Genomic DNA, 12,999 nt, shown 5'->3' with positions numbered 1-12,999 from the left:
CTCCTGTCGCGCCGTCTCCGGCTCGACCGTTTTCCCCATGACAGCCGTACCGCCCGACGTTCCCGTTGGCATCGCCGCGCGCCCCCTCCCCCTGTTTCTCACTGGCCGCCGAACCTTCCCCGGAGGAACCCGCCGGAGGTCGGGGTTCGGCAAACGGTCCGCCGCCAGGCCCCACGCCCGGGCAGCGAACCGTTTCCTCGCAGCTCACACTAGGTGCGGCCGAACACCCGTCCGCCTCTCCTGACGGCTCCTTGACGCGGCCGGCGACCATCTTGACGCAGTATTGGCGGCACCTCAGCGGGTGATCGTCCACTGCTGCTCGGCGGACCCGTCGCAGGTCCACACGCCGAGCGTCTTCCGGTCCTCGTGGTAGGTCAGGCAGTCCTGGTCGCTGATCCTGATCTGGAAGCGGTCGCCGCCGACATCGAGTACCTCCCATTTCTGCTCCGCACCGCCCTTCCAGCCAGTGACGTCGGCGAAGTAGGTGCCGGTGTTCTCGGTGAGCTCCGGGCCGAGGGCGCTGGTGATCCGGTAGCGGCCACCACCCGTGTCCTTGATCGTCCAGCGGGAGTCCGCGCCGCCGAGCTTGCCGGCGATCACCGCCGAACCCGGGGCGTCACCGGTGGCGACGGCGCCGAGCCCGTTGACCGTCCGCAGGTACACCGGGGTGTCCAGCGGCGGGCGGCCCGAGCCGGACGGCTTGCCGGGCTTGGCGGGTTCGCCGGGTTTGCCGGGGTGAGCGGGCTTCCCCGGTGTGATCGGCACGCCGGGGATGGCGGACTCGCTGCCCTTGGGCACGGCGGGGACGGTGGGCACGAACGGTGAGGCGGTCTGGCCAGGCACGCCCGGGGAGCCGGACGGGACGGCACTGGTCAGGGTCCGCCGGAAGTCCACCACGGCATCGGTGTGGCTGTACCGCTGGCCGGGGCGGCTGGTGCCCGGCGGGTACGCCCAGTTGTGCTCACGGGAGGAGCGGTCGAACAGACCGTAGAACGCCCAATTCCCCCAGCCGCCGTCGAAGCCGTTGGCGAACATACCGCCGCCGTGGAAGATCCAGATCCGGTAGGTCTGGTCCTCGCGCGAGGTCTGGTCTCGGTAGGTGACGTCGTACGTGAAGTCGACGTCCTCCAGGTGCTCCTCGTAGTTGTGGACGTACCACGGATCCCCGAAGGCGTTGTCGCCCTTGATGTCGAAGATCATCACGTTGTAGTAGCCGCCGGTCTTGTTCACCAGCAGGTCGAGCAGGCCCTTGACGAAGCCCTCACGGGCCAGCCGCTTGGCCTCCCCGCTCTGCTGGGCCGCCTGGATGCACCAGACGAAGGCGGTGGAGCCCGGCGTCACCACGTTCGCGGCGTTGCAGTTCTCCTTGACCGGGTCGTAGCTCCCGTCGGCTGCCGCCGGCCCGGCCAGGCCCGCGACGGCCAGGGTGCTGAGGCCCGCGGCCGCGGCCGCCAACTTGATCCTCGACAACACGTGCTCTCCTTCGCATTCGGACCCGAACGGATCCGGTCGGAAAGCACGATGGCAGCGCGGAACGTCGAGTTCGGGATTCCGTCGGTGATCCTGACGGGATCCTTGCGAAGTGGATCAAGGAGGCGTGAATTCCGTTGAACGCCGTTGCCCGGCACGGCCGTTGATACGTGCAGGGCGGTATGCCGGATACGGCCGGGTCAGGGCTGGAACCGGTAGCCGATCCCGGGCTCCGTGATCAGGTGGCGCGGCCGGCCCGGGTCGGCTTCGAGTTTCCGCCGCATGCTGGAGAAGTAGACCCTCAAGTAGTTGCCGTTGGCCGCCGCGTCCGGACCCCAGACCTCGGTCAGGATCTGCTTTCCGGGCACCAGTCGACCGGGGTTGGCGAGCAGCAGGGCGAGGATCTTCCACTCGGTCGGGGTTAAGCGGACAGGGCCGTCCGGACCGACGACCGTGCCCGCGCCGAGATCGACCTCGTGCGAACCGATCCGTGCCGACGGCTCGGGAGTCGTCGGGACACCGCCCAGTGGCCTGCGCAGAATGGCTCGTAGGCGGGCAAGGAGTTCGTCCACGACGAAGGGCTTGGTCACGTAGTCGTCCGCGCCCGCGTCGAACGCCCGGAGCTTGTCCTCGATGTCGGTTCGCCCGGTCAGCACGATGATCGGCGCGGTCAGCGTGGAGCGGATGCCCTTGATCACGTCCACGCCATCGAAGTCCGGCAGGCCGAGGTCGAGGACGATGGCGTCGGGCGGCGCCTGGCCCGCCGAGTCCAGGGCTTCCTGGCCGGTGGCCGCGGTGAGCACCGAGTAGTGCCGGGCCTGGAGGTTGATCCGCAGGGTGCGCAGCAGCGCCGGTTCGTCGTCGACGACGAGGATGTGGCTCACCGGTCCGTGCTCCTTTCCAGCAGGGCGATGCGGGGTTCCTCGATCCGCGTCTCCGGTGCTGCGGGCAGGGTGAGCAGCATGGTGGTGCCGCCGCCGGGGGTGTCCTCGACCTCCAGGCTGCCGCCCATGGCCTCGGCGAGGCCGCGGGACAGCGCGAGGCCGAGGCCGACGCCGGTGGTGTTGTCGGTGTCGCCGAGGCGCTGGAAGGGCAGGAAGACCCGGTCGCGGTCCTCGGGCGCGATGCCGGGGCCGCGGTCGATCACCCGGATCTCCACCTGGTCGGCGTGGTGGCTGGCGGTGACCAGGACGGGCGCGCCGGGGGCGTTGTACCGCAGCGCGTTGGTGATCACGTTGGCGAGGACGCGTTCCAGCAGCGGCGGGTCGGCGAGCACCGGCGGGGCGGTGTCGAGGTCGAGCGGCTGGATCGGCGCGTACGGGTCGGGGAGCGAGTCCACGGCACGCATCAGGACGTCCTCCAGCGGGGTGGGTGCCACATGGAGGGTGAGGGCGCCGGCCTGGAGGCGGCTCATGTCGAGCAGGTTGTCGACCAGCCGGGTGAGCTTGACGAGTGATTCGTCGGCGGTGGCGAGGAGTTCGTCCTGGTCCTCGGGCGAGAACTCGACGTCGGGGCTGCGCAGTGAGCCGACGGAGGCGAGCGCTGCGGCGAGCGGGGTGCGCAGGTCGTGGCTGACGGCGGCGAGCAGGGCGGTGCGCATCCGGTCGGCGGCCTTGATCGGTTCGACCTCGGCGGCGGCGACGGCGAGCCGGTCGCGTTCCAGGGCGGCGGCGACGTGGGCGGCGAAGGCGGTGAGCACGCGCTGGTCGGCGGCGGGCAGCCGACGGCCGGTGAGCACCAGGACGGCGCGTTCTCCGACGGCCACCTCGGTGCTCTCCTGGCCTTCGGCCTCGTCGGCCCCTCCCGTCTCGGCATCAGTGCGGGCGATGGTCTCTCCCGTGAGGCTGTCGAGCAGAGCGACGGACTCCATGCCGAAGGCCGTGCGGGACTTCTCCAGCAGGGCGGGCAGCGCGTCGGCGCCGCGCAGCACGCTGCCGGCCAGGGTGGAGAGGGTCTCGGCCTCGGCGGTGGCGCGGGCGGCCCGGCTGGTGAGCCGGCCGGCGTGGTCGACCACGGTGGAGACAGTGAGGGCGACGGTCGCGAAGACCACCAGGGCGACGATGTTGTTGGCTTCGTCGATGGTCAGGGTGTGGAGGGGCGGGATGAAGAAGTAGTTCAGCAGCACCGAGGCGATGAGCGCGGCCAGCAGGGCGGACAGCGCGCCACCCAGCAACGCCACAACCACAACGCCGAGTTGGAAGATCAATGCGTCGGTGGTGAGGTTGAGTGTGCTACGGAACGGCGACAGCGCGAGGGTGAGCAGCAGGGGAACGATCAGGCCCGCTGCGTATCCGGCGATGGTGCGGCGCCGGGAGTGGCGGCGGCCGAGCGCGGGCAGCCGGCCGCGGCCGGTGAACTCGTGGGTGACCATGTGGACGTCGATGTCCTCGGAGGCGTCGACGGTGGTCTGTCCGGTGCCGGGGCCGGTGAGGAAGCGGTTGATCCGGCCGCGGCGGCTGGTGCCGAGCACCAGCTGGGTGGCGTGATGCGCGCGGGCGAAGGCGAGCAGCGCGGTCGGGATGTCGTCGCCGACGACCATGTGATAGCTGCCGCCGAGGGACTCGGCCAGCTGGCGCTGCTGGGCGAGCGCGCCGGAGGAGGCGCCGGCCAGGCCGTCGCTGCGGGTGACGTGGACGGCGAGCAGGTCGCCGCCGGCGGTGCGGTCGGCGATCCGGGCGGCGCGGCGGATCAGGGTCTCACCCTCGGGGCCGCCGGTGAGGGCGACCACGACGCGTTCCCTGGTCTCCCAGACCCGGTCGATGCGGTGGGCGGCCCGGTAGTCGCGCAGGCCCTCGTCGACCCGCCCGGCGACCCAGAGCAGGGCGAGTTCGCGCAGGGCGGTGAGGTTGCCGACCCGGAAGTAGTTGGAGAGCGCGGCGTCCACCTTCTCGGCCTTGTAGACGTTGCCGTGGGCCATCCGCCGGCGCAGTGCCTGCGGGGCCATGTCGACGAGTTCGATCTGGTCGGCCCGGCGGACCACCTCGTCCGGGACGGTCTCGCGCTGCGGGACCCCGGTGATCTTCTGGACGACGTCGTTCAGCGACTCCAGGTGCTGGACGTTGACGGTGGTGATGACGTCGATCCCGGCCGCCAGGATCTCCTCGACGTCCTGCCAGCGCTTGGCGTTCCGGCCGCCGGGGATGTTGGTGTGCGCCAGCTCGTCGACCAGCACGACGGCGGGGCGGCGGGCGAGCACGGCGTCGAGGTCCATCTCCTCGAACTCGGCGTCCCGGTAGGTCCGTCTGGTGCGGGGGATCACCTCCAACCCGTCGACCAGCCCTTCGGTGAACCTCCGCCCGTGGCACTCGATGAACCCGACCACCACCTCCGCGCCACGGTCCTGTCTGCGGTGGGCCTCGTCGAGCATCCGGTAGGTCTTGCCGACCCCAGGGGCCGAACCGAGATAGACCCTCAGCCGGCCACGGCGGTGCACGGTGCCGGGGGTGAGGTCGCGGGCCATGGGCGCTGCTCTTTCCTTGTGTGGCTGGCAGGTTGGTGGTGCGCAGACATGGGCGACCGACCCGGGCGCGGGGGTTCCCCCCGCGCCCGGGTCGGTCTGGTCACTCGGAAGGCTGATGGAGAGTCATCACTTCTGCTCGCCGAGTGCCTTGTTGAGCAGGACGACGTTGACGCCGTCCTGGCCGAGGAAGCCGAGGGAACGGCTCTCGGTGTACGTGTCGACCAGCTGGTTCAGCCTGTCGACCGGCAGGTTGCGGGCCTTGGCGACCCGGTCGACCTGTTCCTTCGCGTAGGCCACCGAGATGTGCGGGTCGAGGCCGGAGCCGGAGGCGGTCAGCGCGTCGGCCGGCACGCTCGCCGGGTCCACGCCGTCGAAGGCGGCGACGGCGGCGCGGCGGTCCTGGACGGCCTTCAGCAGGTCCTCGCTGTTCGGGCCTTGGTTGGAGGCGCTCGACGAGGAGGCGTCGTAGCCGGTCCCGGCGGCGGAGGGGCGGGGCTGGAACCACTTCGGGTCCGGCTGGGCCTCCTCCTTCGGGTCGTCCGGGTTCTTCTTCGGCAGGTTGAAGTTCTGGCCGAGCAGGCTGGACCCGATCTCCTTGCCGTCGGCCTTCACGATCGAGCCGTTCGCCTTCTCGCTGAAGGCGACCTGGGAGATGCCGGTGACCAGCAGCGGGTAGGCGACCCCCAGGATGACGGTCAGTACGAGGAGTACTCGCAGGGCGGTGAAGTGGGTCCGCACGGTGGCGGGCAGGGGCTTGGACATGGCGGTGGACTCCTCTCTCAGTTGAGGCCGGGGATGAACTGGACGATCAGGTCGATCAGCTTGATGCCGACGAACGGCACCACCAGGCCGCCGAGCCCGTAGATCCCGATGTTGCGGCGCAGCAGCGAACTGGCGTCGGAGGGGCGGTACTTCACCCCGCGCAGGGCGAGCGGGATGAGGCCGATGATGACCAGGGCGTTGAAGACGATCGCCGAGGTGATCGCGGACTGGGGGCTGTGCAGGCCCATGATGTTGAGGTGGCTCAGGCCCGGGTAGACCCCGGCGAACATCGCGGGGATGATCGCGAAGTACTTGGCCACGTCGTTGGCGATGGAGAAGGTGGTCAGCGCACCGCGGGTGATCAGCAGCTGCTTGCCGATCTCGACGATCTCGATCAGCTTGGTCGGGTTGGAGTCGAGGTCGACCATGTTGCCGGCCTCCTTGGCCGCCATGGTCCCGGTGTTCATCGCGACGCCGACGTCGGCCTGGGCGAGGGCGGGGGCGTCGTTGGTGCCGTCGCCGGTCATCGCGACCAGCTTGCCGCCCTCCTGCTCCTTCTTGATCAGGGCCATCTTGTCCTCGGGGGTGGCCTCGGCGAGGAAGTCGTCCACGCCCGCCTCCTCCGCGATCGCCTTGGCGGTCAGCGGGTTGTCGCCCGTGATCATGACGGTCTTGATGCCCATCCGGCGCAGCTCGTCGAACCGCTCCCGCATGCCCTCCTTGACCACGTCCTTGAGGTAGATCACGCCGAGGGCCTTCGGGGCCGCACTGCCGATCCGGGACGCGACGAGCAGCGGGGTACCACCCGCGGCGGAGATGCCGTCGACGAGTTCGGCGATGTCCTTGCCGACCGTGCCGCCGTTCTCGGTGACCCAGTTGGTGACTGAACCCGCCGCTCCCTTGCGCACGGAGTGGACGCCGTCCGCCTCGTCCAGGTCGACGCCCGACATGCGGGTCTGGGCGGTGAACGGCACCCAGGTGGCGTGGGTCAACTCGCCCTGGGCGCGGGCCCGCAGACCGTACTCGGTCTTGGCGAGGACCACGATCGAGCGGCCCTCGGGCGTCTCGTCCGCGAGGGAGGAGAGCTGTGCGGCACTCGCGAGCTCCTCGACGCTCACGCCCTCGGCCGGCTGGAATTCGGCGGCCTGGCGGTTGCCCAGGGTGATGGTGCCGGTCTTGTCGAGCAGCAGGGTGTTGACGTCGCCGGCGGCCTCGACGGCCCGCCCGGACATGGCCAGCACGTTGCGCTGCACCAGGCGGTCCATGCCGGCGATGCCGATCGCGGAGAGCAGCGCGCCGATGGTGGTCGGGATGAGCGCCACGATCAGGGCGACCAGGACGATCATCGACTGCGGGGCGCCCGCGTAGGTGGCCATCGGCTGGAGCGTGACGACCGCGACCAGGAAGACGATGGTCAGCGAGGCCAGCAGGATGTTGAGCGCGATCTCGTTGGGCGTCTTCTGCCGGGCGGCGCCCTCGACCAGGGCGATCATCCGGTCGATGAAGGACTTGCCGGGTTCCGAGGCGATCTTCACCACGATCCGGTCGGACAGCACCTTGGTGCCGCCGGTCACGGCGGACCGGTCGCCGCCGGACTCGCGGATCACCGGCGCGGACTCGCCGGTGATCGCCGACTCGTCGACGGACGCGACGCCCTCGACGACGTCACCGTCACCCGGGATGACCTGCCCGGCCTCGACCACCACGTGATCGCCCAGCTGGAGCGCGGTGCCGGGCACCTCCTCCTCGTCCTGCGTGGCAGGCCAGTTCGTCAGCCGACGGGCGACGCTCTCGGTCTTGGTCTTGCGCAGGGTGTCGGCTTGCGCCTTGCCACGGCCCTCGGCGACGGCCTCGGCCAGGTTGGCGAAGATCGTGGTCAGCCAGAGCCACACGGTGATGGCCCAGGCGAAGACGCTGGGGTCGGCGATCGCGGAGATCGTGGTGACGACCGAGCCCACCTCGACCACGAACATCACCGGGTTCTTGACCATCACCCGGGGGTCGAGCTTCTTCACCGCGTCCGGCAGGGACGCGACGATCAGCTTCGGGTCGAGCAGCCCACTGGAGACTCTGTGGGACGCCGCACCGTCGGTCTTGCCGCCCGGGGAGGGAGAAGACGAGGGAGAGGAAGGAAGCGTTGACGAGGACATCAGGAGGAGAGACCTTCCGCGATCGGCCCGAGAGCCAGGGCCGGGAAGTAGGTGAGGCCGACGACGATCAGGACGACGCCCGACAGGAGGCCCACGAACAGCGGCTTGTGGGTGGGCAGGGTGCCCGGAGTGGCCGGAACCGGCTGCTGCTGGGCGAGCGAGCCGGCCAAGGCCAGCACGAAGACCATCGGCAGGAAGCGGCCGAACACCATGCACAGGCCGAGCGCGGTGTCGTACCAGTCGGTGTTGACGGTGATGCCGCCGAACGCCGAGCCGTTGTTGTTGCTCGCGGAGGTGAAGGCGTACAGCACCTCGGAGAAGCCGTGGGCGCCCGAGTTGAGCATCCCGGCCCGCTCGCCCGGCAGGGCCATCGCCACACCGGTGCCGACCAGCACCAGCGCGGGGGTGGTCAGGATGTACAGCGAGGCGAACTTCATCTCCCGGCCGCCGAGCTTCTTGCCCAGGTACTCCGGGGTGCGGCCGACCATCAGACCGGCGACGAACACCGCGACGATCGCCAGGATCAGCATGCCGTAGAGGCCCGAGCCGGTGCCGCCGGGCGCGATCTCACCCAGCATCATGTTGAAGATCGTCAGCCCGCCGCCGAACGGCGTGAACGAGTCGTGGAACGCGTCCACCGCACCCGTCGACGTCAGCGTCGTCGACGCCGCGAACAGCGAACTCGCGGCGACGCCGAAGCGCTGCTCCTTGCCCTCCATCGCCGCACCGGCGGCCTGCAGGGCCGTACCGGAGTGCTGGGACTCGGCGAAGGTGATCAGGGCGGCCGAGGCGACCCAGAACAGGCCCATCACCGCGACGATCGCGTAGCCCTGGCGGTTGTCGCCCACCATCCGGCCGAACGTGCGGGGAAGGGCGAAGGAGATCACCAGCAGCAGGAAGATCTCCAGCCAGTTCGTGAACCCGGTCGGGTTCTCGAACGGGTGCGCCGAGTTGGCGTTGAAGAAGCCGCCGCCGTTGGTGCCCAGCTCCTTGATGACCTCCTGGGAGGCCACCGGTCCGCCCGGGATCTTCTGCACGTCGCCCGCGAGGTTGGTCACCTCGTGGAAGCCGTGGAAGTTCTGGACCACACCGTTCGCCACCAGGACGAGCGCGAAGACGAACGCGATCGGGAGCAGCAGGCGCAGGTTGATCCGGACCAGGTCGACCCAGAAGTTGCCGAGGCGGTCGGTCCGGTTCCGGGTGAACCCGCGGATCAGCGCCGCCACGATGGCGATGCCCACGGCCGCGGAGACGAAGTTCTGCACGGCCAGGCCCGCCATCTGCACCAGGTGGCCCATCGCGGACTCACCGCTGTAGGACTGCCAGTTGGTGTTGGTGACAAAGGAGATCGCGGTGTTCCAGGCCTGGTGGCCCTCCATCTGCTGGACGCCCAGGTTCAGCAGCAGGTAGCCCTGGAGCCGGATCAGGCCGTACAGGAAGAGGACGGAGACCGCCGAGAAGGCCAGCACCGAGCGCAGGTACACCGGCCACCGCTGATCGGCGTCACCGTCGACGCCGATGACCTTGTAGATGCCGCGCTCGACTCTGAGGTGCTTCGAGGTGGTCAGGATGCGGGCGATGTAGTCGCCCAGGGGCCGGTAGCACAGGGCCAGCGCGCCGACGAGGGCGAGGGCCTGCATCCAGCCCGCGAGAGTGGAGCTCATGTCAGAACTTCTCCGGGTAGATCAGCGCGAGAATGAGGTAGCCGACGAGTGCGACGGCGACGATGAGACCTGCGACGTTCTCGGCGCTCACAGCTTCTCCACCCCCCGCGCGATCAGGGCGATGACGGCGAACACGGCGACCGTGACACCGACGTAGATGAGATCGGACATGGGCTCCACCTGGGTGGCTGAGGGGACGTACCCGTGAACGGGCCCGAGGGCCCACACGGCACCGGCGGAAGACCGGCGGGAGCAGCCAACCAGCCTCCGGGGGCGCGCAGCGCGTCCCTGATGCCGTCCATACGGGTGCTCCGGAAACATTGACGCGGCCCTTATGTCGGCGTCATTCATCCGAGACCGCGGATTGTCCTGAACGTTTCGACGAGGCCTGCCGACACGCCCCCTCACCTGCCTACATCCGCATCCGCAGTCGGCAGACCACCGCGTCGGTGTGCCGGCGCAGTGCGCGGTCGATCACGGCGCCGCGCCGGTTCTGCAGCGCCCGCTGCCACCAGTGGGCGGGCTCCACCTCCGGGATCAGCACGGTCAGCCGGTCGTAGACGTGCTCCGCCCCCAGCTCGTTGACGAAGTCGGCGATCGGCCGCCCCAGCCGGCGGTGGCCGTCCGGGATCTCCACCAGCGGCACGCCCGGCCGCCACAGCTCCCAGTCCCGGCGCAGCGCCTCCGCTGCGGTCGGCTCGTGCACCACCGTCACCGCCATGACCTCGTCGCCCAGCGAGAGCGCCGCCGACAGGCCGTCCCGGGTGAGCCGGGTGATCGCCGTCACCGGGACGACGACCAGGCTGCGCTGCCTGGTCACCGGGCCGGGCACCCGGCCCAGCTCCAGCCGCTCGCCGATCCGCCGGTAGCTGCGGTGGACCGCCTCGAACAGCACCACCAGCAGCGGCAGGGCCACCACGATGCCCCAGGCGCCCTCGGTGAACTTGGTGCCGGTGACGACCAGCGCCGCGACGCCGGTGAGCAGCGCGCCGAAGCCGTTCAGCGCGGTCTTCCACCGCCAGCCGGCCTGGCGGTGCAGCCGCCAGTGCCGGACCATGCCGACCTGGCAGATGGTGAAGCCGACGAACACCCCGATCGAGAACAGCGGCACCAGGCTGTTGACGTCCCCGCCGGAGCCGACCAGCAGCAGCGCCGACACGGCGGCCAGGAACAGCACTCCGTACCGGTACACCTGGCGGTCGGCGCGCAGCGCGAACACGTGCGGGAGGTGGTTGTCCCGGGCGAGCAGGTCGAGCAGCACCGGCAGCCCGCCGAAGGAGGTGTTGGCGGCCAGGCCGAGCAGCACCACGGTGGCGAACTGGACGACGTAGAAGCCGGCGCCGTGGCCGAGCGAGGCGTCGGCGAGCTGGGCGAGCACGGTGACGCCCTCGACCGGCTGGAGGTGGAAGCGCCCGATCAGCACGGCCAGCCCGATCAGCATCACCCCGAGCAGCGCGCCGAGCGCGATCTCGGTGTGCTGCGCGCGCCTGACCCGCGGGGTGCGGAAGGAGGGGACGGCGTTGGCCACCGCCTCCACGCCGGTCAGCGCGGAGCAGCCGGCCGCGAAGGCCTTGAGCAGCAGCAGCGCGCCGACGGCAGTGGCGTTCTCGGCGAGCACCGAGGCGTGTCCTGCGGCGGCCGCGGTGCTCGCCGGGGCCGACCAGAACAGGCCGACCACGATGATCGCCATGATGGCGAGGACGAACACGGCCGTCGGCACCATGAACCAGCGCGCCGACTCGGCGATCCCCCGCAGGTTCACCGTGGTGACCAGGGCCAGCACGCCCAGGCAGAGCCAGACCCGCTGGTCGTACAGGCCCGGCACGGCCGAGGTCAGCGCGGCCACGCCGGCGGTGACCGAGACCGCGACGTTCAGGATGTAGTCGATCACCAGCGAGGCGGCCGCGGTCAGCGCCGTCCGGCGGCCCAGGTGCGCCTTGGCGACCGCATAGGCGCCGCCGCCGTCCGGGAAGGCCGCGATCACCTGCCGGTAGGAGGCGACCAGCACCGCCAGCAGCACGGCGATCGCCGCAGTCACCGGCAGCGTGAAGCCCAGCCCGTACCCGCCGGCGGCGGCCAGCACCAGGACGATCGACTCCGGCCCGTACGCGACCGAGGCCATGGCATCCAGCGAGAGCGCCGCCAGCCCGCCGAACACACTCAACCGATGCCGCTCGTCGCCCGCGCCGGTATCCGGCGGCTCGGGCTCGGCCGCGACATTCGGAATCGTGGTCTCTGGCATTCCTGGCTCCTCGATCGTGATGCTGACGATCGTGGAGCCACCCGGGGCAGCGTCCTCCGCTTCCTACACACCCTTGATGTCGGCAGCACCGGCCTTGATGCGATCTTGACGCCCCGGACAACGACTCGGCCCCCGGGGCGCCGCCGGTCCGCACAGCCGGACGGCGGGCCTCAGGGGCCGAAGGGGTGCACCCGGTGCCGGTGGCACGCGGCACCGGGTGGGTCTGTCGGGTTACTGCCCGGGCTTGCGGCCGTGGTTCGCCTTCTTCTTCCGCCGGGCCTTCTTCTTACGGGCGCGCTTGGACATCGTGCTCTTTCTCGCGGTACGTGGGTTGGGGAGGTTCAGACGGCCTGGCCGACCAGCTGGTCGGCGAGCTTGGCCAGCCGCTTCAGCGAGCGCTCCTCCTGGGCGACGGCCGCGGTCGACGAGATGACGCCGCCGTCGAAGTAGGCGCCGTTCGCGACGACCGTCTCCGGCAGGCAGAGCCGGACGACGGCCGCCGCGCCCTCGGCGGCCGGCGCGCCGACCCGCCCGTACAGCGGCAGCAGCGCCGTGTCGCACAGGCCCGGGTTGACGCTGACGGCGGTGATGCCGGAGCCGGCCGGGGCCATGTCGGCGGTCGCCATGGTCAGGGCGAGCTGCGACTGCGCGTATGCGGCGACCCGCGAGTACTTCTTCACCCGGTGCGGGTCCGACCAGTTCATCGAGGCGGTGCGGTGCAGGGAGGAGGAGACGTTGACGATCCGGGCGTCGCCGGCCGCCGACAGCGGGGCGCGCAGCAGCTTCGCCAGCAGGTGCGCGGCCAGGAAGTTGACCTGCAGCGAGACCTCGTTGCCGTCGTCGGTGAGGGTGCAGCGTTCGGGCGCCATCGCGGCGGCGTTGTTCACCAGCAGGTCCAGCGCCGGGTAGTGCTTGACGACCGTACCGGCCAGCACGGCGACCTCGGACAGCTTGGTGAAGTCGGCTGCCAGTTCGACGAGTTGGTCGCGGCGGGCTCCTGCGGCGACCAGGCGCTCCACGGCATCCTCCGCCTCGGCGGTGGTGCGGGCGTGCACGAGCACGGTCGCACCGTGCCCGGCGAGGAGCCGGGCGGTCTCCCAGCCGATCCCCGACGAAGCGCCGGTGACGAGGGCGGTGCGGGCGGACAGAACAGCGTCGGACATGACCCATCCAAGGGTGGAAAGGCATCGGCGGGGTGCGGGGGCGACGCGGCACGAAGCCGCTCGCCACCGGGGCCACCGATGCGAGAAG

9 protein-coding genes are annotated in these 12,999 nt (G+C 70.5%); all 9 read right to left on the bottom strand.

The features are described 5' to 3' along the window. Positions 1–294: 294 nt before the first annotated feature. The 9 genes from ACIRS1_RS29300 to ACIRS1_RS29260 all read right to left on the bottom strand — a co-directional run bounded on the left by ACIRS1_RS29300 (position 295) and on the right by ACIRS1_RS29260 (position 12,911). Positions 295–1,470, bottom strand: a complete 1,176-nt coding sequence (locus ACIRS1_RS29300; protein ID WP_402845002.1) for a hypothetical protein — start codon at positions 1,468–1,470, stop codon at positions 295–297. A 200-nt stretch (positions 1,471–1,670) separates the two neighbouring features. Further along, a complete protein-coding gene (locus tag ACIRS1_RS29295) occupies positions 1,671–2,354 on the bottom strand; it encodes a response regulator (RefSeq protein WP_402845000.1) in 684 nt (227 codons plus the stop codon). Continuing rightward, on the bottom strand, positions 2,351–4,930 hold the full coding sequence (locus ACIRS1_RS29290; protein WP_402844998.1) for an ATP-binding protein: 2,580 nt from the start codon (positions 4,928–4,930) through the stop codon (positions 2,351–2,353). The genes ACIRS1_RS29295 and ACIRS1_RS29290 overlap by 4 nt, the downstream gene beginning before the upstream one ends. A 126-nt stretch (positions 4,931–5,056) precedes the next feature. Beyond that, positions 5,057–5,692 carry a potassium-transporting ATPase subunit KdpC gene (gene kdpC / locus ACIRS1_RS29285; RefSeq protein ID WP_402844996.1) on the bottom strand — a complete coding sequence of 212 codons (636 nt, stop codon included), beginning with the start codon at positions 5,690–5,692 and terminating at the stop codon, positions 5,057–5,059. Positions 5,693–5,709: 17 nt separating this feature from the next. Beyond that, on the bottom strand, positions 5,710–7,842 hold the full coding sequence (kdpB, locus tag ACIRS1_RS29280) for a potassium-transporting ATPase subunit KdpB (protein WP_402844994.1): 2,133 nt from the start codon (positions 7,840–7,842) through the stop codon (positions 5,710–5,712). Further along, positions 7,842–9,506, bottom strand: a complete 1,665-nt coding sequence (kdpA, locus tag ACIRS1_RS29275) for a potassium-transporting ATPase subunit KdpA (protein ID WP_402844992.1) — start codon at positions 9,504–9,506, stop codon at positions 7,842–7,844. Before kdpA ends, kdpB begins: the two co-directional genes overlap by 1 nt. Position 9,507: 1 nt before the next feature. Further along, positions 9,508–9,597 carry a K(+)-transporting ATPase subunit F gene (gene kdpF / locus ACIRS1_RS29270; protein WP_033352920.1) on the bottom strand — a complete coding sequence of 30 codons (90 nt, stop codon included), beginning with the start codon at positions 9,595–9,597 and terminating at the stop codon, positions 9,508–9,510. Between the two features lie 321 nt (positions 9,598–9,918). Then, entirely contained in the window at positions 9,919–11,748 is a 1,830-nt protein-coding gene (locus ACIRS1_RS29265) for an APC family permease (RefSeq protein ID WP_402844989.1), read from the bottom strand. A 341-nt stretch (positions 11,749–12,089) separates the two neighbouring features. After that, entirely contained in the window at positions 12,090–12,911 is an 822-nt protein-coding gene (locus ACIRS1_RS29260; RefSeq protein WP_402844987.1) for an SDR family NAD(P)-dependent oxidoreductase, read from the bottom strand. Between the last annotated feature and the right edge of the window lie 88 nt (positions 12,912–12,999).

Origin of the sequence: Kitasatospora sp. NPDC101176, from assembly GCF_044768035.1 — a bacterium.
Classification (GTDB): Bacteria; Actinomycetota; Actinomycetes; order Streptomycetales; family Streptomycetaceae; genus Kitasatospora.
The sequence above is the reverse complement of the archived record's forward strand: the minus strand, read 5'-3'. Positions and strand labels throughout refer to the sequence as shown.